Annotated in this window: 20 protein-coding genes; 5 read left to right on the top strand and 15 right to left on the bottom strand. The window is 74.2% G+C overall.

Annotated features, from left to right (window positions below; all coding sequences use genetic code 11):
- Positions 1-17 precede the first annotated feature (17 nt).
- Positions 18-797, top strand: a complete 780-nt coding sequence (locus tag KF840_13035) for a glycosyltransferase family 2 protein (protein ID MBX3025825.1) — start codon at positions 18-20, stop codon at positions 795-797.
- Positions 798-828: 31 nt separating this feature from the next.
- Here KF840_13035 and KF840_13030 read toward each other — a convergent pair whose 3' ends face one another.
- The gene (locus KF840_13030; GenBank protein MBX3025824.1) at positions 829-2922 is read right to left on the bottom strand and encodes an acyltransferase; all 2094 of its coding nucleotides are present in this window, start codon (positions 2920-2922) and stop codon (positions 829-831) included.
- Positions 2923-3011: 89 nt separating this feature from the next.
- Between KF840_13030 and KF840_13025 the strand changes: the two genes are divergently transcribed.
- Positions 3012-3860 (top strand): aminoglycoside phosphotransferase family protein, encoded by an 849-nt coding sequence (locus tag KF840_13025; GenBank protein MBX3025823.1) that lies wholly within the window; start codon positions 3012-3014, stop codon positions 3858-3860.
- Positions 3861-3880: 20 nt separating this feature from the next.
- On the opposite strand, the gene KF840_13020 is transcribed toward KF840_13025, so the two are convergent.
- The 4 genes from KF840_13020 to KF840_13005 form a co-directional block, all read right to left on the bottom strand.
- The gene (locus KF840_13020) at positions 3881-6199 is read right to left on the bottom strand and encodes an MMPL family transporter (GenBank protein ID MBX3025822.1); all 2319 of its coding nucleotides are present in this window, start codon (positions 6197-6199) and stop codon (positions 3881-3883) included.
- Positions 6200-6210: 11 nt separating this feature from the next.
- Positions 6211-6837, bottom strand: a complete 627-nt coding sequence (locus KF840_13015) for a TetR/AcrR family transcriptional regulator (GenBank protein MBX3025821.1) — start codon at positions 6835-6837, stop codon at positions 6211-6213.
- A gap of 92 nt (positions 6838-6929) precedes the next feature.
- Positions 6930-7547, bottom strand: a complete 618-nt coding sequence (locus KF840_13010) for a glutathione S-transferase (GenBank protein ID MBX3025820.1) — start codon at positions 7545-7547, stop codon at positions 6930-6932.
- Between the two features lie 74 nt (positions 7548-7621).
- Positions 7622-8491 carry a phytanoyl-CoA dioxygenase family protein gene (locus tag KF840_13005; GenBank protein ID MBX3025819.1) on the bottom strand — a complete coding sequence of 290 codons (870 nt, stop codon included), beginning with the start codon at positions 8489-8491 and terminating at the stop codon, positions 7622-7624.
- A gap of 120 nt (positions 8492-8611) precedes the next feature.
- On the opposite strand from KF840_13005, the gene KF840_13000 reads away from it, so the two are divergent.
- Positions 8612-9643 (top strand): DUF354 domain-containing protein, encoded by a 1032-nt coding sequence (locus tag KF840_13000; protein ID MBX3025818.1) that lies wholly within the window; start codon positions 8612-8614, stop codon positions 9641-9643.
- Positions 9644-10057: 414 nt separating this feature from the next.
- On the top strand, positions 10058-11479 hold the full coding sequence (locus KF840_12995; GenBank protein MBX3025817.1) for a hypothetical protein: 1422 nt from the start codon (positions 10058-10060) through the stop codon (positions 11477-11479).
- Between the two features lie 165 nt (positions 11480-11644).
- On the opposite strand, the gene KF840_12990 is transcribed toward KF840_12995, so the two are convergent.
- Both KF840_12990 and KF840_12985 read right to left on the bottom strand, forming a co-directional pair.
- Positions 11645-12097, bottom strand: coding sequence for an ester cyclase (locus tag KF840_12990; GenBank protein ID MBX3025816.1), 453 nt, complete (start codon positions 12095-12097; stop codon positions 11645-11647).
- 79 nt (positions 12098-12176) lie between these two features.
- On the bottom strand, positions 12177-12836 hold the full coding sequence (locus KF840_12985; GenBank protein MBX3025815.1) for a cytidylate kinase-like family protein: 660 nt from the start codon (positions 12834-12836) through the stop codon (positions 12177-12179).
- Between the two features lie 511 nt (positions 12837-13347).
- Here KF840_12985 and KF840_12980 point away from each other — a divergent pair.
- Positions 13348-14583 carry a glycosyltransferase family 2 protein gene (locus tag KF840_12980; GenBank protein MBX3025814.1) on the top strand — a complete coding sequence of 412 codons (1236 nt, stop codon included), beginning with the start codon at positions 13348-13350 and terminating at the stop codon, positions 14581-14583.
- 66 nt (positions 14584-14649) lie between these two features.
- Here KF840_12980 and KF840_12975 read toward each other — a convergent pair whose 3' ends face one another.
- From KF840_12975 to KF840_12940, 8 genes are all read right to left on the bottom strand, one after another.
- The gene (locus tag KF840_12975) at positions 14650-15489 is read right to left on the bottom strand and encodes an MBL fold metallo-hydrolase (protein ID MBX3025813.1); all 840 of its coding nucleotides are present in this window, start codon (positions 15487-15489) and stop codon (positions 14650-14652) included.
- Entirely contained in the window at positions 15486-15881 is a 396-nt protein-coding gene (locus KF840_12970) for a hypothetical protein (GenBank protein MBX3025812.1), read from the bottom strand. The genes KF840_12975 and KF840_12970 overlap by 4 nt, the downstream gene beginning before the upstream one ends.
- Before the next feature lie 201 nt (positions 15882-16082).
- The gene (locus KF840_12965; protein MBX3025811.1) at positions 16083-16874 is read right to left on the bottom strand and encodes an aminoglycoside phosphotransferase family protein; all 792 of its coding nucleotides are present in this window, start codon (positions 16872-16874) and stop codon (positions 16083-16085) included.
- Entirely contained in the window at positions 16871-17032 is a 162-nt protein-coding gene (locus KF840_12960; GenBank protein ID MBX3025810.1) for a hypothetical protein, read from the bottom strand. The genes KF840_12965 and KF840_12960 overlap by 4 nt, the downstream gene beginning before the upstream one ends.
- 100 nt (positions 17033-17132) lie before the next feature.
- A complete protein-coding gene (locus tag KF840_12955) occupies positions 17133-18392 on the bottom strand; it encodes a sulfotransferase (GenBank protein MBX3025809.1) in 1260 nt (419 codons plus the stop codon).
- On the bottom strand, positions 18389-18757 hold the full coding sequence (locus KF840_12950; GenBank protein MBX3025808.1) for a nuclear transport factor 2 family protein: 369 nt from the start codon (positions 18755-18757) through the stop codon (positions 18389-18391). Before KF840_12950 ends, KF840_12955 begins: the two co-directional genes overlap by 4 nt.
- Positions 18757-19512, bottom strand: coding sequence for an SDR family oxidoreductase (locus tag KF840_12945; protein MBX3025807.1), 756 nt, complete (start codon positions 19510-19512; stop codon positions 18757-18759). The genes KF840_12950 and KF840_12945 overlap by 1 nt, the downstream gene beginning before the upstream one ends.
- Positions 19503-20513, bottom strand: coding sequence for a Gfo/Idh/MocA family oxidoreductase (locus KF840_12940; GenBank protein MBX3025806.1), 1011 nt, complete (start codon positions 20511-20513; stop codon positions 19503-19505). The genes KF840_12945 and KF840_12940 overlap by 10 nt, the downstream gene beginning before the upstream one ends.
- Position 20514: the final 1 nt, after the last annotated feature.

The following is a 20514-nucleotide window of genomic DNA, read 5'->3' as shown; positions in this document are numbered from 1 at the left end:
GGCCGTAGGAGAGCGGCGTGCGAGACGGTGAGGGGGTCAGCGTCATCATTCCCACCTGCGACCGTCCGCTCCTCCTGCGGCGCGCTCTCGCCTCGGTGTGCGCGCAGACGCGGCCGCCGACCGAGATCATCGTCGTCGACGACGGGCGCGCCGCCGCGGCGCCGCGGGCGCTCGACGACCCAGCCGTGCGGGTGGTGCGCAACGACCACGCCCGCGGCGCCAGCGGGGCGCGCAACTGCGGCGCGGCGCGCGCCCGCGGCCCGCTGCTGGCGTTCCTCGACGACGACGACGACTGGCTGCCGACCTACCTGGCGAGCGCGCTGGCGCGCATCGCCGCCGACGGGCTCGACGTCCTGTGCACCGACATCCTGTACGTCGACGACGAGGACGGCAGCGAGCGGCCGGGGAAGGCGGCGCCGGCGGCGCTCGATCCGGCGGCGTTCCTCACCCGCAATCCCGGCCTCGTCGGCTCGAACATCATCCTGCGCGCCGCCGTCTTCCGGGCGGTCGGCGGTTTCGACGAGACGCTGCCGGCCGCCAACGACATGGACTTCGGCATCCGCCTGAGCCTGCACGGGGGGCTGCGCTACGCGCCGCTGCACGCGGCGTTGGTCCGCCACCACCGGCATCGCGGGCCGCGCCTCGGCATGCACCGCGGCGACGCGATGCGCGCCGGCATCCGGCGCTTCTTCGCCCTGCACGGCGCCCGCATGAGCGCCGCGCAGCGCGACGAGTTCGCGCGCCGGATGCGACGCCTGTGGGGCATCGACGAGCACGGCCGCGACCGCGAGCCGTGATCCTCCGCGCCCGTCGCCGCGGGCGATGCGGCTACGGCGCCGCCGCGCGTCCGCCGGCGGCGATCGATCCGTCCGCGGGCAGGGCATTCGCCAGCCGCGAGGCGAGAAGCGTGACGAAGGCGGTCGACAGGTGATGGTCGTCGCGGAAGACGATGCGCGACGAGATCACCGGCGGGCAGGGATCGCCCGGGCACACCCAGTCGGTGGGATCGATGACCGACGCGCCGGCGTCCGTGGCGGTGGCGCGCTCGAGGGCGCGCCAGTGCTCGTCGACGGCCTGCGAGCGCGCGGTCGCGCACGCGGCGACGTCGTCGGCGTGCTTCGACAGGCAGGTCGGCAGGTCGCCGGCCGGGCGCGGCGTGTCGAGGATCATCACGACGGCGGCGCCGGTGGCCGCGATGCGGCGGATCGTCCGCGCCAGCCCGTCCGCCCAGGCGCGCTCCCGCTGCGGGCCGTCGATCACCCGGCCGTCGGCGACCACCGCCGCCGTCCGCACCGCGGCGAGGACGACGAGCGCCGGCGGCGCCGCCTCGATGGCGCGCAGCACGCCCTCGCGCCACGTCGCGCACTCGGCGTAGACGCGCTTGAGGCTCCAGTTCCAGACCGGTACGTCGGCGGCGGTGCAGGCCGACTTGGTGCGCGCCAGCAGGCGCCAGCCGCGCGCCGCGGCGATCGGCTCGAGGGCCGGAAACCAGTTCGCGGCGTGCGAGTCGCCGAACAGCACCACGGTGCGCGACGATGCCGGCGCGCCGTAGGCGCAGGCGGCGCCCTCCGTCTCCCGCGCCCCGAGGTGGCACTTGTCGGGATAGAGGCGCGCGATGTCCGCCGCCACCTCGGCGAGCGAAGGGTGGACATCGTCCGGCAGCGGTCCGCTGAGCAGCGGCACCAGGGCCGCGGGCGGCGCCGCGGCGCTGTCGACGCCGCGGCCGCCGAGCCGCCAGCGCGCGCCGCCGTAGGTGGCGAGGGCGACGGCGACGACGGCGACCGACAGCGCCGCCGCGTACGCCAGATTGCGGGCGGGTACCGTCCCGATGCCCCGCCCGCGTCGCAGCGGCTGCTCGACGAGCTGCTGACTGGCGGCGGCGAGCGGAACGGCGAGGGCGGCGAGCGCCAGGCGCTGCCACAGCGGCAGCGGCGCGTCCGCCGCGCCGGCGGGAATGACCAGCAGCGGCCAGCTCCACAGATAGAGCGAGTACGAGATCCGCCCGATGAAGCGCGGCACCGGCGTCGCCAGCAGCCGGCTCGGCGCCGCCGGCGGCGCCTGCCCGCCGGCGGCGATCAGCAGCGCGGTGCCGACGGTCGGCAGCAGGGCGGCGGTGCCGGGGAACGGCGTCGCGGCGGAGAGCGACCCCACCGCGATGCCGACCAGCGCCGCGCCGCTCCAGCCCGCCAGGGCGGCGAGCCCGCGCGGCAGCGCGACGCGGCGCGCGTCGGCGACGGCGAGCAGCGCGCCGAGGGCGAGCTCCCAGGCGCGCGTCGGCAGGGAGAAGAAGGCCCAGGGGAGGTTCGTCGCCGTCAGGCGCAGCGACAGGGCGAACGAGGCGCCGGCGACCGCGAACGCGAGCGCTCCGGCACGCGCCGCGCCGTTGCCGCGCCGCCGCACGACGAGCAGGACGAGCGCCGGCCACAGGAGATAGAACTGCTCCTCGACGCCGAGCGACCAGTAGTGGAGGAGCGGCGACGGGGCGCGGTCGGCCTGCAGGTAGTCCGTCGCCTGCAGGGCGAAGCGGAGGTTGGCCGAGAACAGGGCCGCCCAGCCGCCGTCGACCGCGATGTCCGGTACGCGCACCGGCGGCAGGCACAGCGCCGACGCGAGCAGCGTCGCCACCAGCACCAGCGCCGCCGCCGGCAGGATGCGGCGGGCGCGCCGGGCGTAGAACGCCGCCAGCGCGACGGCGCCCGTCGCCGCGGCTTCGCGCAGCAGCAGGCCGGTGATCAGGTAGCCGGAGAGGACGAAGAACACGTCGACGCCGACGTAGCCGCCGGCGAATCCCGGCACCGCGGCGTGATAGAGCACCACCGGCACCACCGCGAGGCCGCGCAGTCCCTCGATGTCCGGCCGGAAGCGTCCCGACCAGTCGGCGGTGACGGCGGCGGCCGTGGGGCGGGTGGCGGGCTGGCGCAAGGTCGCGAGCGTAGCCGGCGCCGCCGGAGAGCGGAAGCGCGGGGCGGGCGCGATTGGCGACGGCCGGCGCATCTGCTCTAGAGAGCGCGATGACGGCCGCAGCGGAGCTCGGCGCGGATCTCGCCGCGCTGGTGGAGGCGGTGGGGCGCCCGCTGGTCGCCGCCATTCCGCTGTCGCGTCGCGGCCCGGCGCGGGTCGCCACCGCCTTCCGGCTGCGCTTCGCCGATGGCCGCACGTTGAAGGGCGTGCGCACGCTCGAGGCCGCCACGGCGGCGCGGGTGGCGGCGCTGATCGACGACCTCGGGGCGCTGGCGCCCCGACTGATCGCGCACGGCGGCGAGGCGCTGCTGACCGAATGGGTCGAAGGCCAGCCGCTCGCCGCCGCCGGATGGCCGGCGGCGCTGCTGCGGCGCTGCGGCGCGGCGCAGGCGCGGGTGCACGCGCGCGCCCGCTCCGACGCCGACCCCGCGCAGGCGGCGGGACGCTGCGCCGCGGCGCTGCGCAGCGACCTCGACGCCCTCGTCGCCGGCGGCTCCCTCGCCGAGCACGAGGGGAGCGGGCTGCTGCGCCTGGCGCGGCGCCACGCGCCGGCGCGCGGCACGACGACGGTGGCGCTCGGCGACTACTGCGCCGACAACATCGTCTGCCGGCCCGACGGCGAGCTCCGCCTGGTCGATCTCGAAACCGTGGCGGTGGCGCCGAGCGAGTACGACCTCGGCCGCACCTGGTATCGCTGGCCGATGACGCCGGCGCAGCGCGCCGCCTATCTCGACGGCTACCGCGCGCATTGCGATCCCGACCCGTTCCTCGCCCACCTGCCGTTCTGGCACATGGTCGCCCTCGTCCAGGGCGCGGCGTACCGCCAGCGCCAGGGGCACGCCGACGTCGGCGTGCCCCTGGCCGGCCTGCGGCAACTGCTCGCCGACGCCGACCGCTGACGCGCTCGGCGGACGCGGCGTCAGCCCAGCGCCGGCCGGCGCTCGCCGGCGGCGGCGGCGCGGCGGCGGCCGAAGATGAAAGCCGGGCGGGTGCGCAGCACGAGCACCGGCATGAGCGACAGCGCCGCGAGACAGGAGACCGCCATGGCGAGCGGCATCAGGGTCCCGAACAGGCGCAGGCCGAAGAAGCGCGAGAACAGACCCATGGCGAGAAAGCCGGCGCCGATGCTGGTGGCGACGAAGATGACGGCGCGGCCGGAGGTCTGCATCGCGACGTGCAGCGCCGCGCCATCGTCGCTGGCCCGCGCCCGTTCCTCGCGCAGGCGGTAGAGGAAGTAGATGGCGTAGTCGGCGCCGATGCCGGCGGCGATGGCGAGCACCGAGGACGATCCCATGTCGAGGCGGATGCCGATCCAGCCGAGCAGCCCGAACAGCAGGACCATGCTGAGGGCGATCGGCGTGATCACGTACAGGCCGCCGAGCGGCGAGCGCAGCACCAGCGACGAGACGAGGTAGATCGCCGTCAGCACCAGCAGGATGTTGAGCACCTTGGTGTGGGTGGTGTGCTGGTTGACCGCCACCACGGTCGGACCGGCGCCGCCGGCGATCAGTACCCGCATGCCCGGCGGCGGCGGATGCGCCGCGACCCAGGCGCGGGCGCGCTCGATGAGCGGGCCCACCTGGGCGGAGTCGTCGCTGCGCAGGTAGGCGACCAGCAGCGAGTGCGCGTACTCGCGGTCGATGAAGCGCTCGAAGGCCGGCGAGTCGCCGAGGAACATCAACTGCGAGAGCAGCTCCTGGCTGTCCGGCAGCCGGTAGGGATCGGGCGCGTCGGCGTTGAACGTCTGATGCAGGGTCTTGATCAGGTCGACCAGCGAGGCGGTGCGCCAGACCACCGGATCGCGCTCGAGCTCGGCGCGCAGGCCGTCCAGGTGCTGCAGCTCGGCCAGGCTCTTGGCGCTCTCCGGCGGCCCCTCGTAGAGCAGCGTCATGGTCGTGGTGCCGGGAAAGTGCTGCTGGATCTGCTCCAGGTGGTCGCGCGGGATGCTGCCGTGCGCCAGGTATTCGCTGGTCGAGCCGTAGGTGCGGATCTGCGCCGCGCCGGCGATCGCCAGCAGCACCGCGATGGCGGTGCCGATCAGCACCGCGCGGCCGCCGCGGCGCATGATCGCCTGCTCGAGGCCGTCGAGCAGGCGTTGGATCGGGCCGTCGCGGCGCGGCATCGGCCGCGGCGCCGGCAGCAGCGAGCGCAGCGCCGGGACGAAGGTCATCTCCAGCACGACGACGCTGGCGATGCCGTAGGCGCAGGCCAGCCCGAAGCCCATGATGGCCGGGATGCCGGTGAGGCTGAGGGCGGCGAAGCCGAGCGCGGCGACGCCGCCGGCGGCGATCATCACCGGCCCCATGGTGACCGTCGAGCTGATCACCGCGGCGTGGTTGTCGCCGAGCCGCTCCACCTCCTCGATGTAGCGCTTGAGCATCTGCGCCGAGTGGCCGGCGGCGACGGCGATGAGCAGCACCGGCGTGGCGACGTTCCAGGTGTCGATGACCAATCCGGTGTGCCCCATGAGCCCGAGGCCCCAGATCGTGCTCAGCACCGCGGTGAGCATGGGGATCACCATCCCCTGCAGGTTGCGGAACGAGATCAGCAGCATGAGCGCGATCACCACGAAGGTGGCGGGGATGCGCAGCGCCACCTCCTGCGACTGCTCGACGTCGGTCAGGGCGATGATCGGCTCGCCGGCGAAGTAGAGGTCGACGGGGCGGTCCCGGAACTGGTCGCGCAGGCCGAGGACGCGGTGGGCGATGTCGATGCCGGCGTTGCCGTCCCAGAAGTCGAGCACCAGCACCGCGCCGCGCTGGTCCGGCGTCACCAGCATGCCGCGGAACTGCGGGTCGGCGTCGACCCGGGCGCGCAGCGCGGCCACCGCCTCCGGCGTCCGCGGCACGTCGTGCATGAGGTAGTTGACCTCGAGCCGGCCGTCGGTGTCGTCGACGACGCGCACGCTCGGCGCCGCCAGGCTGACCACGTTCTGCGCCATGATGCCCTCGAGGTGCAGCGCCGCGAAGGTCGCCTGCTGCACGACCTCCAGCACCTCCGGACGCCAGACGTCGCCCTCGCGGGGCACGATCAGCGCGATGACGGTGTTGCGGCCGCCGAACTGCCGCCGGATCTGCCGATCGATCTCGATCAGCGGATGGTGCGCCGGCAGGCTCGCCTCGATGCTGAACTCGCTGCGCAACTGCCGCAGGCCGAGGCCGATCCAGACGGTGACCAGCGCCACCGCGACGAGCACCAGGCCGGCGCGGCGGACGAGAAAACGGGCGTAGGCGTCCACGGCGGCTCCGATCAGGCGCGGCGCGCCGGGCGGCGCGGCGTTTCGAGGAACAGCGCGGCGAGCTGCCGCAGCTCGTCGCGCCGCTCGGCGAGCGGCTGCGGCGAGCTGGCGACCAGGCCGAACAGGCTGGTGAGGAAGAGGTGCGTGCCGAGCGCGGGGTCGACGCCGCGCCGCAGCTCCCGGCCCTTGGCGGCGGCGAAACAGCGGCCGATCTGCATCATCAACGGGAAGGCCTGCTCGGCGAGGTCGAGCCCCGGCGGGCGTTGGATGTAGACGCTCAACATGGCGCGCAGGAGGTCGCCGGAGGCCAGCGTCGCCTGCGCCTCGATCAGCGCCTCGATCAGCGCCGCCAGCGCGCCGCGCAGGGTGCGTTGCTCGCGCACCCGCTCGACCAGGGTGCTCTCGACCCGCCACTGCAGGTCGAGCAGCACCGCATCCTTGCAGGGGTAGTGGAAGTAGAAGCTGGCGCGCGAGGTGCCGGCGCGGCGGGCGATCTCGCCGATGCTCGCCGCCTCGACGCCGACCCGGCGGAACTCGTCCAGGGCGGCGGCGAAGAGCTGTTCGCGGGTGCGCACGCCCTTCGGCCCGCGCTCGGCGAGATGCGGGGCGCGCCCGGCCGGCATGACTTGATGCGTCATCGAGCTGACGTCTGTCAGAAAAAACTGGCAGATGTCAATTCGCGGTCCGCGCGCCGGCGCGCGGACCGCGCGGTTCCCCGGCGGCGGCGCGCTCAGGCGCTGGCCGCGGCGCTCGGCCGCGTCGCCACGCGCGCGAACCAGCCGTTGAGCCACGGCAGGGCGGGATCGAGCGCCTGGCCGACGGTGCGGCCGAAGTCGAGGAAGGCGAAGAGGAGGATGTCGGCCAGCGTGAAGCGCGCGCCGGCGATGAACGGGTTGTCGCGCATGAGGCCGTCGAGCCACGCCAGGTTCTCGCGGGCGATGGCCTTCAGGTCGTCGGCCGCCTGCGGAATGCAGTGGATGCGATCCTGGAACAGCGTCAGGCCCTCGGCGTAGCGGAAGCCGTTGGTCATCGGCTCGACGATGTTGAGGTCGATGCGCCGCGCCCACATGCGGGTCACGGCGCGCTCCTCGGCGGTGGTGCCGACCAGCGGCGGCCGCGGCTGCCGCTCCTCGACGTACTCGCAGATGGGGAGGATCTCGGCGAGCATCGTGCCGTCGTCGAGCTCCAGGCAGGGGAGCTGGCCGGCGGGATTCTTGTCGGTGTAGGGCGGGCGGCGATTCTCGCCGCTCATCAGGTCGACCTGGACGAACGGGATGGTCATCCCCTTTTCGGCGAGAAACATGCGGACGGCGCGTGGATTGGGGCCGAGCCCGGTATGCAGCTTCATGATCGATCCTCCGTGAGCGTGAGCGTGCGAGACGGCGCAGCGTAGCGCGTCGCGGAACGGAAGCCCACGGGATCCTACTCGGGCAGCCGGGCGCCGGCGGCGCGGGCCTGGGCGACGAGCGGGTTGCGGTAATCCGGGTCCAGCGCCTTGCGCGGGTGGCTGGCGCTGAGCTGGCCCATGAAGGGCGGGTGGATGGAGTAGCCGAGCATCTCGCGCAGGCGTTCCGGCATCTGGCGCGCCACTTCCGGCGGCACGGCGAGGACGAAGTTCTCCTGCTGGCGCGCCCACGGCTCGCAGTACTGGTTCGAGACGGCGCACCGTGGGTGGGGGCTGCGGTTGCGGCCGCCGCGGTGCAGCAGCGTGCCGGCGAACACCAGGCAGGCGCCGGCCGGCATGGTGACCGTGCGCGCCCGCTCCGCCAGCGACGCCTCGGCGCGCGCCAGCTCGGGCGTCGGCGCGGCGAGGACGTCGAACGGCCGGCCGAGCTCGGCGTCGCTCCAGCGGTGGCTGCCCGGCACCACCTCGGTGCCGCCGTTGTCGTCGGTGAAGGCGTCGACGGCGACGATGGTCGACAGCGACACCATCGGCCGCGGCCGCGGCAGGCGGTAGAAGGTGTCGTCGTAATGAAAGGGCTGCGGCGTTTCGCCGGGCTGGATGGCGATCGCCTGGCTGGCGGTGAGGAGGAAGCCGGGCTGCAGGAGGCGCTCGCACAGCGCCAGCACCCGCGGGTCGAGCACGATCGGCCAGAAGACGCGGCCGCGCGCCACCAGCGTGTACACGCGCTCGGTGCGCGTTCCCTCGAAGTCGTTCCGGCCCAGGTGCGAGCCGAGGTAGAAGGCGAGGACGCGGCGCGCCTCGGTGAGGGTCGCGGGGTCGAGGAAATCGGGGATGACCGTGAAACCGTCGGCCTCGATGCGGCGCAGATGGGCCTCGACGTCGAACATCGCCCCGCCCGTAGCGCGCGCCGCGGCGCTTCTCAAATGGCCGGCATCGACGGGTCGTCGGTTGTCGCCGGGTGAGCGGACCGATAAGCGGGTTCGAGCAGGCGGGACGCGGCGGACGGGATGCGCATCTGGATCGACCTGGCGAACACGCCGCACGTTCTGTTCTTCGAGCCCGTGATCGCGGCGCTCGAGCGCCGCGGCCACGAGGTGACGCTGACGGCGCGGCGCTTCGCCAACACGCTGCCGCTGGCGCGGGCGCGCGGCCTGCGCGTGCAGGTGATCGGCGCCGGGCACGACGCGGATCGCGACGAGGCGGCCAAGCAGGCGCGCCATCGCGAGCGCACCGCCGCGCTGGTGGCGTTCGCGCGCCGTCGCTTCGATATCGCCGTCAGCCACGTGTCCTACACCCAGGGCGCGGCGGCGCGCGCCCTCGGGATGCCGCTCTTCGGCGCCATCGACTACGAGCATCCGGGGTTGCGCACCTTCGGCCACGCGCGCTGTCTCATGGCCCCGGCGGTGATTCCGCCCCGCGCCTTCGCGGCCTGCGGCGTGCCGGCGCGCATCATCCGCCCCTACGACGGCCTCAAGGAGCACGTGTACCTGGCGGGATTCGCAGCCGATCCGACTGTCCGCCGGACCCTCGGTATCGCCGACGACGAGCGGCTGGTGGTGTTCCGGCCGATCGCCCACCACGCGGTCTACACCGACCCGCGCGGCGACGCGGTACAGCGGCGGCTGGTCGAGCACCTGGCGGCGCAGCCGGGCGTCCGCCTGGTCGTCCTGCCGCGCACCGCGGCGCAGGCCGACGAGTACGACGGTCTGGCGAATCGGCTGCCGGCGATACGCGTCCTGCGCGACGCGGTGGACGGCCCGTCGCTGATCTGCGCCGCCGATCTGGTGGTCTGCGGCGGCGGCACCATGCTGCGCGAGGCCGCCGTGCTCGGCGTGCCGGCGGTCTCGGTCTTCTCCGGGCGGCTCGGCAGCGTCGACCGCTGGCTGGCGGCCGAGGGGCGCGTCGCCGTCGTGCGCGACGTGGCCGCGGTGGCGCGCCTGCGCATGCCGCGGCGCGCGCCGCGCCGCCCCGCCGTCGTCGACGGCACCGCGCTGGCCCAGATCGTCGACGGCATCTGCGAGACGGCGGCGGCCGGTTGAGGCGCGTCGCGGTGCCCGCCGGCGCCGTGATTCTCCGCGGCGCGCATCCGCGCCGGCCCGCTGACGGGTGGACGCGTCGCGACCCGCGAGGTGCCCGCGCCCGCCGCCGTGGCCGGCGTGCCGGCCCCGCCGCGGCCGCCTCCACGCTGACCGCGGACCCGGAGGCGACCCCCGCCGCGGATCGCAAGGGCTACGTCCGAGGCGGCCTTGCCCAAGAATTCGCTGCTCGCGCGAGGCAGCCCCAGGTTGTTAGGTTGCTAGGTTGTTAGTTGTTAGGCCTGAACGGCCTCTGAGACTAACAACCTAACAACTAACAACCTAGCAACCTTTATTGGGCAAAGCCGTCCGAGGCATCACCTGTCGCTTGTAATCGACGTGGCCGCTGCGTCAAAGGAGGGATGGGAGGTGACGCCGATGCGGCGCACAGTGGGGCGAGCTCTCTCGGCGTTGCTGGTACTGACGACCGTCGGGTCGGCCGACGCGCAGACCTGTGGCGACGGCGCGATGAGCGGCGGCGAGACCTGCGACGACGGCAACACGGTCGGCGGCGACGGCTGCGCCGCCAATTGCACGCTCGAGCGCGTGGTCACCTGCACGCTCGCCCAGGAATCGAGCGCCACGGTCAAGACGGTGTCCTTCACCCTTCCCTCCGCGCTCGCCGGGCAACTCGTGCTCGCCGTCGGCGACCGGCGCGAGGATCGTCCGGCGGAGCCGGTGCCGTTCGTGATTCCCGCTGCCCACGCGCATCTGGCACCCAGCATGGTTCCCGGCCTCGGCTTGTCCTGCACCGTGCTCGGGGAGATTCCCGGCTGGGGCCCCGGCAACGCCGGCGGCGGACTGATCGACTGCGGCACGGCCCGGCTCGACGGCATCGATGCGATCGTCTCCGTCGATGCCTCGGCCGCCGACCCGACGCCGGCGACCGTGCGCAGCGGCACGGGGCCGGTCGGCTCGAGCGCCTTCGAGCTCGGGGTCTCATCCTACGCCCTGATCGACGCGGCGCCGTCCTGCGTCGCCTCGCCCGGGACAGGGCCGCCCAGTTTCGGGCCCGACGCCATCCCCTGCACCGGTGACGATGTGCCGCCGGTGGCGGCGGTCGCCTATCCCGGGACCACGGGCGTCGCCAAGGTCCGCGTCCTCAATGCCAACGGCGGCAGCACGCTGATCGAAGCGAACGGCAGCGGCCGGCCGCTTGCCTGCGCCCAGCTTGCGAACGGGATGGTCCTCAGCGGGACGACCCTGGTCGCCGCCGGGGCCGCCCTCGACCGACCACAGCTCGGCGACGCCGGCGTCGTGGTCACGCTGGTGTGCGAGCCGACGGCCGACGTGCCAACGCCGACGCCGCGCATCATCCGGACCTGCGTGCCGACGCCGACGCCGACCTCGACCCCGGGCGGCGATACCCCCACGGCCATGCCCACCGGCACCGCACTCTCCACCGCCACCGCGCCAGCCACCGCGACCGCGCCGATCGCGACCGTCACCGTCGCGTCCACGCTGCCGCCCGCGACGCTGACCGCCACGGCCGTGGCGCCGACGCCGACCGTCACCACCGGCGCGCTGGCCACCGCGACGGCGCCGGCGACCGCGCCGCCGGCGACGGTCACGGTGTCGCCGCCGGCGCCGACCGGGACCGCCCAGGTCGCGGCGTGTGTCGGCGACTGCAACGGCGATCGCACCGTCGGGATCGACGAGCTGATCCGCGGCGTCAACATCGCGCTCGGCAGCACGGCGCTCGACCAGTGCGTCAGCCTCGACGCGAATGGCGACGGCAGCGCTGGGATCGAGGAGCTGATTCGCGCGGTGAACAACGCCCTGCAGGGGTGCCCGTCCTGAGAGGGGCGGGGCGTCTTGCCGGCGGCGAATGCCTTGCCGCGAGCGACGCCGCGGCCGGGACAGGTGCGAGGACGGTCGCCGTCGACGACGTCGTCGGCATGCGTCGGCCCCTCGGGGGCGGCCATCGGGGCTCCGCATGGCGCCGCCGCCCCGGTGAGCCGGGGCTCACAGCGGCGAGCGGACGGCGCCGATCTGCTGCATCAGGCCGAGCAGGTCCCAGTTGGTCCAGGTCTCCACCACCTTGCCGTCGGCGATGCGGTCGATGCTGATGCCCTCGACCAGCATCGGCTTGCCGCTCGCCGCCACGCGCATCCACGGGCCGGTCTGGGTGCCGCGGCTGATCCAGCGGGTGGCGACCTTGTCGCCCTCCGCGATCTGATCCTCGACCGTCGTGCGGACGTCGGGGAAGCCGGCACGCCAGGCGCCGACCAGCGTCTTGAACATGTCCCTGCCGCAGATCTCGACCGCGCTCACCGACGGCGAGAGGTGCGGGTCGACGACGCGCTGATGGTTCACGTAGTCGCGGGCGATGCAGTGATCGATGATCGAGAGGTCGCCGTCGCCCCACAACTCCTCGTAGAGGCGGCGGACCAGGGCCTTCATGTCTCCGACTTCCATGGCGCGTTCACCTCGTGCCGCCGCCCGCTAATCATCCCCGTCCGGAGCGTCAAGAAACGGCGCGCGCGCCGGCCAGCGCTCACCGCGCGGCGAGCGCCGCGCTGGCGATCAGCGTCGCCGCCTGCGCCGGCGTGAGGGCGTCGGTGTTGACGACGATGTCGTAGTGCGTCGGCAGCTCGTCGGCGAGCCCGTGGAAGCGGAGGAAGTAGTCGCGGCGCTCGCGATCCGAGGCGGCGACGGCGGCGCTGGCGGCTTCCGCGGTCATGCCCTGGGCCGAGGCCAGGCGCCGCGCCCGGGTCTCGGCCGAGGCGGTGACCAGGACGCGGAGCACGTCGGCGCGCGTCGCCAGCGTCATCGAGGCGGCGTGCGCGAGGATGACCGCGCGGCCGTCGCTGGCGAGCTGCTGGATCGCGGCCTGGATGAGCACGCGCAGGTCCTCCGGCGTGACGCGGCGCGCCGCGTTGTCGGCGGCTCCGGTGCGGATCGGGACCCCGACCATCAGGGTCGCCGGGCCGATGAGATCGCGCGCCGCCGCCAGCTTGTCGATCACCCGGCGCAGCAGCGGCTGGCGCTGTTCCACCGCCGCGACCAGCGCCGGGTCCACCTGCGCCAGCCGCGCCGCCTGCTGGATCACCTCCTCGTCGACGTAGCGGAACCCCAGGCGCTCGGCGACGAGGTTGCCGACCGCCTCGCCCAGCGCCGCCTGCGTGCGCGAGATGCACACTACCTGCGTGGCCATGATGTCCTCCCCGACTCCGGCGCGCCGCATCGCGGCCCGGTCAGACGTCCGTCGCCAGCGGGACCGCCGCGCGGTCGGCCGCGACGACGGCGCCACCGGTGACCCGAGCGAGCGGGATCACGATACCGGCCATGGGCTGCCGCGCGCGCTGGCGCGGCGGTGCGGGTGCGGACGTCATGCGACCCCTCCGTGCCGAGCTCGTCCGGATCATTCATGAGCTCGCGTCGCGAGAGCGTCGAGCGTGCGCGGGATCGGGCCCAGCGCAGCGACGACCGACGCAGGCAGACTCGACCGGTCCGTCGAGGCTGACGGAGCGCGCGCGGCCAGCGATGGCGGCGGTCGGCGCTCGCAGGTGCGATGTCATGAATGATCCGGGCTAGCAGCGTCGCGGCGTGACCGTCAATCGGCGACGTCGGGATCGGCGACGTCGGGATGACTCGTCCCGGGCCGTTCGCGCTTGTCTCGGCGCGCGCGTTGCCGGTATCTTCCGGCCGTCCAGCCGCCGGCCTCCATGTACCAGTCTTCTCCCCACGCGACAGCGGGCTCGGCAGCGGCCGGCGCCGACGAGATCCGTCTCGCCGATCTCGCCGTCGTCGTCCTGAACTGGAACCGCCAGCAGGACACCCTCACCTGTCTCGACAGCCTGGCGCAGGCCGACCTCGGCGGAGCGGCCGTGTGGGTGGTGGACAACGGCTCACGCGACGGTTCGGTGGCGGCGATCCGGGCGCGACACCCGTGGGCGCGGGTCATCGAGCTGCCGGTGAACGAGGGCTTCGCCGGCGGCAACAACGCGGGCATGCGCGCCGCGCTCGAGGCTGGCGCGCGCGGCGTCTATCTCCTCAACAACGACACCGTCGTGGCGCCGGATTTCCTGCACCCGCTGTTGTGGATTCTCAACGGCCACGAGCGCGTCGGCGCGATCTCCAGCGCCGCCCTGCGCGCCGATCGGCCCGAGCTGCTCGACGCCGCGTTCCTCGACATCTATTTCGGCCACGGCATCGTCTGGCACTACGGCGTCAACGCCCTGCCGGGCGAGGGCTTCGACCAGCCGCGCGAGATCGATGCCGGGATCGGCTGCGGCATGCTGTTCACCGATGCCGCGCTGCGCGCCGTCGGCCTGCTCGACGAGGCGTACTTCGCCTATCACGAGGAGGTCGACTGGTGCTTCCGGGCCCGCCAGGCGGGGTTCCGCGTGTTCTATCAGCCGTTCTCCCGCATCTGGCACCACGGCTCGCGCAGCACCGACGTCGCGCGCGCCACGCGGCCGCAACTGCTCACCGGCGAAGCCCAGCTCCCCAATCCGGTGCCGCTGTCGTGGAGCCCGGTGCGCACGTATCTCGGCGCCCGCAACGCCGTGCGCTTCGTGAAGAAGCACGCCACCGCCTACCAGACCGCGTTCTTCTGGTACTCGACCCTGCGCGCCGTGCCGCTCGAGTATCTCGCCGCGGTGATGGGCCGCGAGGAGGAGTACGAGATCGGCAAGTGGACCTACCGGCGCGTCCTCGAGCTCTTCTTCCTGGCGCGCCACGGCATCCACAGCGACCCGACCGCGCCGCGCCGCGAGCGGCTGCGCGCCGTGCTGCGCGCCCTGCCGCACGTGCCGCGCGACCTGTTCCTCACCTTGCCGCGTCTGCTCTGGACGGCGCACCGCGAGCGGCACGTCGCGCAGCCACTGGCCGAGCTGCGCGGTCTCTGGGACGGGATCTGGAACCGGCCGCTGCCCCTGCGCCGGCTCGGGCTGCGCTAGCCGGCGCCGCCAACCGCTGGCGACTCGGGTCGCGGGGCCGTCCAGTCGCCGACGCGGGCGGCGGTGTCACGCGCCGACGTCGAACACGGCGCCTTCGGCGCCTGCCGTGACGGCGAAGGCCGGGCGGGCGCGCGCCGTCGCCTCGGCGGTCAGGCGATCGATGTCGTCGTCCGAGTGCGCCGGGTCGTGGTGACAGGTGACGAGATGGCGCACCGCCGCCAGGCGGGCGAAGGTCAACGCGTGATCGATCGCGCTGTGGCCCCAGCCGATGTGGGCGGGATACTCGGCGAGACTGTACTGCGCGTCGTGCAGCAGCAGGTCGGCGCCGCGCGCCAGGGCGTAGCCGGACGTCCAGTCGACGGTCTGCGGAAAGCGGGCGACGCCGAGCGCCGGCTCGTGATCGGAGAGGTAGGCGAGCACGCCGCGCGGGCTCTCGATGCGGAAGCCGACGGTGAAGCCGGGGTGGCAGATGCGGTCGGCGAGCACCCGCAGCTCGCCCACCGCGAACGGCTGGCGCGGCACGGCGTGCAACGTGAGGTTGGGGAGATCGCGCAGGTGGACGGGGAACAGCGGCGGCGACAGGTAGCGGCAGAGCCGGTCGCGCAGGTCGCGCGCCGACTGCGCCGGGCCCCACAGGTGCGACTCGACGGCGGGATCGAACAGCGGCTCGAAGAAGCCGAGCCCCTGGATGTGGTCCATGTGGAGGTGGGAGAGCAGCACGTCGACGCGGCGCAGCGTGCCGCGCGTCGCCGCGCCGAGGCGACGGATGCCGGTGCCGCCATCGATCACCACCAGCGTGCCGTTGGCGCCGTGGACGGCGACGCAGGAGGTGTTGCCGCCGAAGCGCGCGGTCTCGCCGCCGGGCGCCGCCAGCGAGCCGCGGGTGCCCCAGAGCTGCACCCTCACGCGCCGTCCTCCCAGAAGATCGCGGCGGCGCCGAGCAGGCGGTCGGGCGCGGCGACGATCGGAATCGCCATGACCTGGATCTGCCGCCGGCCGTCGGCGCGGCGGATCCAGAACACCCCCTGCGCCGGGCGGCGCTGGGCAATGGCGACCAGCAGCGGCAGTTCGTCGGCGGCGAGCGGCGTGCCGTCGGCGGCCGACGGCTCCCAATGGGCGGCCCACTCGCCCGCCGGCATCTCGCCGGTCTCGTCGAAGCGCAGGCCGAGGATGCCCTCGGCGGGCTCGTTGTAGAAGACCAGCGCGCCCTCGGCGTCGACGAGGAAGATCGGCATCGCGAGCGTGCTCGCGAGCTGCCGCATGAGGATCATCTCGATCGGCTTCTGGGCGGTCGCCACCGGTGTCGTCTTTCGAGTCCGCTCGTATGGCACGGCCGGCGGCCGCGTCAATTGCGAATTTCCGGCGCCCGGCGCGCGTGCCGCGCACGGCGCCGCCACATGGCGCTCGCGACGGAATACGGCGGCTCATCGGGATCGGCCGACGCGATCGCGACGAGCGCCGAGCCGTCGAAAGGCCCTGCGTCACGCACCGGCGGGCGATCAGACGAGCTGCCGCAGGCGGCGGGCCGCGTCGGCCACCGGACCGCCGAGGCGGTAGAAGGTGCCTCCGACCGCCGCCACGCCGGTCCAGAACGCCAGCGCCTCGGCGGCGATTGCGACGCCGCCGGCGCGGCGGTAGGCGGCGAGGAAGCGGGCCCGTCCGGCGGCGGACATCGGCCAGCGCCAGAGCGTGCGCCCGAGGTCGTAGCCGGCCGGCCCGACGAGCCAGCTCCCGTTGTCGATGATGCGCAGCGCGCCGTCGGCCAACAGCAGGTTCTCGGGACAGAGGTCGCAGTGCGCGAAGCGCGGGCGCTCCGGCGGCGGCGGCGCGAGGGCGAGGAGGCGGCCGGCGGTGTCGGGATCGACGAGTCCCGCCGCGACCAGACGGCGCGTGCGTTCGGCCAGACGCGCCGCCGCCGCCAGCGGCTCGAGATGCGATTCGACGACGAGACCGGCGGGCGACCGCGCGTGCACGGTGCCGAGCAGCGCCGCGGCCGCCTCGAGCATCTCGTCGCCGATCGGCACGCCCTCGATCCACTCGAACAGCAGCGCCCGCCCGCGCCGCCCGAGGACCCGCGGCAGGGCGGGCAGCCGCAGCCGGACGAGCGCGTCCTCGATGGTCGCCGCGCGCCGCGCGCTCGACGACTCGAGCGCTTTGAGGCGCGTGCCGTCCGGGAGATCGAGGCGGTACGTGCGAGTCAGATTGGCGGGGGTCTCCAGGCGCGCCAGGGGCACGAGCGCCTGCGGCGCCAACGCCCGCTCGGCCAGCAGCGCCTGCAGATCGTCGGTCACGCCCGCGCCAGCTCCCCGAGCCAGGCGGCACGCAGCGAGCGCGACGGCGGCGACAGTGGCAGCGCGTGCGCCGCGGCGCTCGCGGCGCCCATCCCGTAGCGGAACGTGCTGCGCAGGTCGCCGGCGAGGTCGCCCGGCGATGGCCGTGGTCCGGACATGCGCGCCTGTACTGTCGCGGCCGCGCCGACGGGTCAACCGGAGGGCTCCGCCGCGCCGCGGCACGGGTTGCGGCAAGGCGGCGCGCTGCCGGATCGACCCCTACGCCTCTTCGGCGCGGACGGGGAAGCGGTCGAAGTAGAAGCCGAAGCGGCGGCGCAGGGCGTCCGGGTCGAGGCCGAAGTCGGCGCGCAGGTCGTAGCGCACGCGGCCGAACTTGCCGCGCCGGTTGTCGGCCATGAAGGCGTCGAGCTGGGCGCGCGCCGCGGCGGTCATCGGCAGGTCCGCGAGGGCGTAGATGCGTTCGACCGTGCCGACGTCGTCGGCCATGAATTCGTGGAAGAGGACATCGAGGCTGGCGGCCGGCGGCAGCCGGTCGCGATCGCGCACGCAGGCGCGCAGCAGGCGTTCGATGCGGTCGATCCAGTAGGTGGCGATGTCGTCGAGGTCGACGCGGGTGCGGCGCAGGCGCGCGCCGTAGGCGAGCATGGTGATCGCCGACTGGATGACGTGCACCGGGTCGCGGTGGGTGAGCACGACGGTGGCGTCGGGGAAGGTGTCGTACAGCGGCCCGAGCTGCTCCAGGTGCTGCGGGCTCTTCAGCACCCAGCGCGCCGGGCCGCGCAGCCAGGTGAGCGCCTGCAGCGCGCGCTTGAGATAGGCGTAGCTCGGCCGCGGGTCGGCGGCGAGATAGCAATCGCGCCAGCGCGGCACGCGCGCGTACCACTCGAGGTTGTAGCTGCCGAAATCGAGGTCCTGCAGCTCGATCTCCTCGTGCACGTGCTCCGGCGTCATGTGGTGCATGGCGCGCAGGTGGGGCAGCAGGCGGTCGCCGCGGGCGTAGGTCTCGCGACAGCGCCGCAGGCGCGGGTCGACGCCGTCCGGGCCCGGCGCATCGTCCGGCGCCGGGATCGGCTCGAGGCTCTCCCAGTAGGGCAGGGAGCGCAGGCGCTGGTCGGCGGCGATCAGGTTCACCAGGTGCGTGGTGCCGGAGCGCGGCAGCCCGGCGATGATGATCGGGCGGTCGATGCGGACCGCGGCGATCTCCGGGTGCCGTTTGCAGAGGTCCTCGAGGCGCAGGCGGTTGGCGAGGTTGCGGACGCAGGTGCCGAAGACGGTGGCGCGTCCGACTGGCCCGAGCTCGGCATCCTCGTCGGCGGCGGCCAGCCAGACGCGCAGGCGGGCGCGGAATCCCTCGTCGCCGAAGTCCGACAGGCCGGTGCGCTCGCGCGCCGCGGCGAGGACGACGTCCTCGCGCAGGTGGATCGGCAGGCGCGCCGCGCCCTCGATCGCCGCCCGCTGTTGGTCGGTGAGCACCGGCCGGCCCAGGTCCGCGATGTGGATCTCGTCGCCGGCGCTCATTCCCGCACCATGGTATCGGCGCTCCAGTAGGCGCACATGCGGGTGATCAGGCCGGCGTCGTCGAAGCTCATGACGTCGAGCGTCTCGATGCGCAGCGACGGATCGGCGGCCGGGCGGGCGATCATCGCCGCCGCGCCGGCGCGGCCGGCGACGCGCACCCGGCCCTCGAGCTGGAGGCGCACGGCGCCGGCGGAGGCGCGGTAGAACTCGCGGATCGCCTCGCGGCCGCGGTGCGGCGGCGAGCCGACGGGATCCTCGACCGTCGCATCGGGCGCGTAGAGCAGCGCGATCCCGTCGCAGTCGCCGCGCGAGACGAGCTCGCAGTAGCGGGCGAAGACGTCGCGGATGTGGTCGGCGGTCACCATCAGGCGACCGAATAGCCGCCGTCGACCATCAGGGTGTGGCCGGTGATGTAGGAGGCGGCGGGGCTGGCGAGGAACAGCACCGCCGGGGCGACCTCTTCGGGCGTGCCCCAGCGGGCGAGCGGCATGCGCTCGAAGTCCCTGCGCGTGTACTCCGGATTGGCCTGGATGCGGGCGGTCATCTGGGTGCGGATGAGACCGGGTGCGACGGCGTTGACGCGGATGCCGTCCTTCGCCCACGCCGCCGCCAGCGTCTTCGTCATCTGCACGACGCCCGCCTTGGCGGCGCCGTAGCCGGGGACCGGCGCGATGCCGAAGAACGATGCCAGCGAGGCGATGTGCACGATGCTGCCGCCGCCCGGCAGGGCGCTGGCGGCGAGCAGCGCCCGGCACGCCGCCGCCATGCGGTAGGCGCCGAAGAGGTTGATCCGCACCGACTCCTCGAAGACGTCGGGTTCGTACTCGCTCCGCCCGCCCGGCAGGTTGGCGCCGGCGTTGTTCACCAGCACGTCGAGCCCGCCCAGCCCGCCCGCCAACGGCGCGATGGCGGCGCTGTCGCGCACGTCGAGTTGGCGGTAGGCGAAGCCGGCGAGATCCGTATCGTACTCCGGCGCGTCCGCCCGCCGGCCGGTGACGGTCACCGCCGCGCCGGCGGCGGCGAAGGCGCGGGCGATCGCGTATCCGATGCCGGCGGTGCCGCCGGTGACGAGGACGCGGGCGCCGGCGAAGTCGAAGCGGACGCCGGCGGTCAGTCCCATACCGGCTCCCAGCGACCGCTCTCGACCGAGCGATACAGCGCCAGGGCGACGCGCAGTTCGCCGAGCGCCGCCTCCGGGCCGGCGGCGAGCGGCGTGCCGTCGAGCACCGCGGCCTCGAAGTCGGCGAACTGCGCCGGAAACGAGCTCGGATAGCCGCCCAGCTCGCCGACCTCGCGTCCCGTCGGCTCCTCCGGCGACCAGAGCTGCGCGTAGCCGGCGCGCTCGACGGTGATCTCGCCGCGCGTCCCGGTGAGGCGGAACAGCGGCTCGGGCGCGAACGGCGGCTCGCGCATGATGCCGTCGAGCGCCGCGACGACGCCGGAGCGGAAGCGCAGCAGGGCGCGCACCAGCGACTCGCCCTGCATCGCCGCGTACGGGCGGCCGATCGCGCCGACCACCGCGTCGACCTCGCCCAGCCACATGCGCAGCGGCCGGATCCAGTGCGAGCCGGTGTCGAGCGCGATGCCGCCGCCGGCGACGGCGTTGTCGAGCCGCCAGGCGTTGGGCTCGCCGTAGAACTGCGGCAGCGGCGGGATGGCGAAGCTGCCGCGCGCCGTGACGACGTCGCCGATGGCGCCCTCGCCGAGCAGCCGCTGCGCGGTCAGCACCTCGGGCCAGTATTGCGTGTTCTCGCCGACCATGAACACGGTGCCGGCGCGCCGCGCCGCGGCGAGGATGCGCTCGCACGCCGGCAGCGTCGTCGCCATCGGCTTCTCCAGCAGGACGTGCAGGCCGGCATCGAGGCAGCGGACGGCGACGGCCTCGTGCAGGTGGTGCGGCAGCAGCAGGTCGACCGCCTCGATGCCGCCGCGCGCCAGGGCCGCGTCGAGGCTGGTGAACGGCGTCGCGCCTGTGCTCCGCGCCGCCGCCTCGGCGCGCGCCGGGTCGGTATCGACCACGGCGGCGATGGTGGTGCGGCGCGCGCCCTCGCGCAGCGCCGGCAGGTGGAGCTGCGAGATGGCGCCGCAGCCGACGACGGCGAGGTTCAGCGTCGCGGACATC

Source organism: bacterium, from assembly GCA_019637795.1.
GTDB lineage: Bacteria > Desulfobacterota > Binatia > HRBIN30 > CADEER01 > JAHBUY01.
This window is presented reverse-complemented; position numbering and strand designations above follow the sequence as displayed.

Coding starts and splice junctions, on each gene's coding strand:
- KF840_13025 (MBX3025823.1), top strand. CDS start 3,012: ATGACGGCCGCAGCGGAGCTCGGCGCGGATCTCGCCGCGCTGGTGGAG.
- KF840_13015 (MBX3025821.1), bottom strand. CDS start 6,837: ATGACGCATCAAGTCATGCCGGCCGGGCGCGCCCCGCATCTCGCCGAG.
- KF840_13010 (MBX3025820.1), bottom strand. CDS start 7,547: ATGAAGCTGCATACCGGGCTCGGCCCCAATCCACGCGCCGTCCGCATG.
- KF840_13005 (MBX3025819.1), bottom strand. CDS start 8,491: ATGTTCGACGTCGAGGCCCATCTGCGCCGCATCGAGGCCGACGGTTTC.
- KF840_13000 (MBX3025818.1), top strand. CDS start 8,612: ATGCGCATCTGGATCGACCTGGCGAACACGCCGCACGTTCTGTTCTTC.
- KF840_12995 (MBX3025817.1), top strand. CDS start 10,058: ATGCGGCGCACAGTGGGGCGAGCTCTCTCGGCGTTGCTGGTACTGACG.
- KF840_12990 (MBX3025816.1), bottom strand. CDS start 12,097: ATGGAAGTCGGAGACATGAAGGCCCTGGTCCGCCGCCTCTACGAGGAG.
- KF840_12985 (MBX3025815.1), bottom strand. CDS start 12,836: ATGGCCACGCAGGTAGTGTGCATCTCGCGCACGCAGGCGGCGCTGGGC.
- KF840_12980 (MBX3025814.1), top strand. CDS start 13,348: ATGTACCAGTCTTCTCCCCACGCGACAGCGGGCTCGGCAGCGGCCGGC.
- KF840_12960 (MBX3025810.1), bottom strand. CDS start 17,032: ATGTCCGGACCACGGCCATCGCCGGGCGACCTCGCCGGCGACCTGCGC.
- KF840_12955 (MBX3025809.1), bottom strand. CDS start 18,392: ATGAGCGCCGGCGACGAGATCCACATCGCGGACCTGGGCCGGCCGGTG.
- KF840_12950 (MBX3025808.1), bottom strand. CDS start 18,757: ATGGTGACCGCCGACCACATCCGCGACGTCTTCGCCCGCTACTGCGAG.
- KF840_12945 (MBX3025807.1), bottom strand. CDS start 19,512: ATGGGACTGACCGCCGGCGTCCGCTTCGACTTCGCCGGCGCCCGCGTC.
- KF840_12940 (MBX3025806.1), bottom strand. CDS start 20,513: ATGTCCGCGACGCTGAACCTCGCCGTCGTCGGCTGCGGCGCCATCTCG.